This is a genomic window from Mesorhizobium sp. M7D.F.Ca.US.004.01.2.1, from assembly GCF_003997785.1.
Classification (GTDB): domain Bacteria; phylum Pseudomonadota; class Alphaproteobacteria; order Rhizobiales; family Rhizobiaceae; genus Mesorhizobium; species Mesorhizobium loti.
The window spans coordinates 1-1,271 of record NZ_RZRQ01000658.1 but is presented as its reverse complement, the minus strand read 5'-3'; the positions used below and the strand labels follow the sequence as shown (position 1 = coordinate 1,271).

Genomic DNA, 1,271 nt, shown 5'->3' with positions numbered 1-1,271 from the left:
ACTCGGCCCTCTGTAGGGCAAGAGCTTCGTGATCTCCCAGCCGTTCGCGCCCGTGAAAACGTGCGAACGATAGCTGAGATATGGGGTCTCACAGCCGCAGCGGCCAATCACTTTAAGCATTACGGTTGCGCGCCGGGCTTTTCAGCTGCTTCCGAAAAGGGAAACCGCAACATCAAAATCTGATTTTCATCACAGATTTCAAAGCCCACGCCTGATCGTACCGGTTTTCCAGCGAGCAGTCCTTCCGCCAGTATTTCCTTGGCGGAGGCCATCGCGTGATCCTCGACTTCCGACAAATCCGCAAACTCCTGACCCTCCGGGTCTTTCGCAAGGCGCCCGTCCTCGTTTCGGATATGGAAGAAATATCTCATGCTCACTCCGGCTACTCGCATATCTAAGGGCGCGTCAGCTCGTGCATAGCGTCGGAAACGTACCAACCGGGGATATCCGGGCATCGGCCCCTCGACGCTTGCGCGGACGACCTATGAGGGCGGGTTTTCCTTGCCCTCCAATCTGTCGAACCGGACGCCAAGGCCGTCGGCGACAGCGCAGGTGGCAATCACGTCATCAAGGGCTCTTCCGGACACCGGACAGTTCGGCAGGGCCGCGCGGATCGCCGCGCCGGCGGTCGAAGTCGAAACGACGTCATGGTGTTTTTTTCGGGCCTCCACGTACTGTTCAACCAGCATCTTCAATCGTCTCGCTGGGATATCGCCTGCAACCGTGTGTCTGCTCCTGCCGCTGTCCTGCCAGGGTTGTGCCCGCCTGTCGGACGCTCACGTTGCGGGCGTGCTTTCAGAGCTCTGCGGCTAGCCAACAACGCTCTAACAGCCTTGGTCAGGTCTTCCGGCGTGCTGGGTTTGGTGATCCACTTCCCCTTGAGGAAAATCGAAGAATGACTGTCGCCAGGCAACATGCCGGAGTGGACCACGAACGGAACCTTGCGCTCGTGGAGCGCCTTGGCGACCTCTTCGCAGTCACCATCGCGCAGCTGGATATCCAGGATTGCTAGATCTGGCGTATGGACCGATAGCCATTCAAGTGCAGCGGCACATGACGAGAAGGTTTCGGCAATCGCGAACCCGGCATTCTGAAGCTGATCTGCGATGTCTAGGGCGATCAGCGCCTCATCTTCTAGAAGGACAATCGATGCAGTTGCCCGTCCGTCCATGGGCTCACCCTCCCCTGCAGAAGGAATAATCGAGGGAGCGTATTCCGTTTTGGTCCTGAGTGGTTGATTGGTACGAAACTTACGTTGCCAGGGACGGCGC

At 58.2% G+C, this 1,271-nt stretch carries 3 protein-coding genes; all 3 read right to left on the bottom strand.

The window, feature by feature from the left end; translation table 11 throughout:
• Positions 1–119: 119 nt before the first annotated feature.
• Entirely contained in the window at positions 120–371 is a 252-nt protein-coding gene (locus EN993_RS35950) for a hypothetical protein (protein WP_127266255.1), read from the bottom strand.
• Between the two features lie 111 nt (positions 372–482).
• Entirely contained in the window at positions 483–689 is a 207-nt protein-coding gene (locus tag EN993_RS35945; protein WP_127266254.1) for a hypothetical protein, read from the bottom strand.
• A gap of 2 nt (positions 690–691) precedes the next feature.
• A partial coding sequence (locus EN993_RS35940; protein WP_245469078.1) for a response regulator occupies positions 692–1,271 on the bottom strand: 580 nt, incomplete at its 5' end.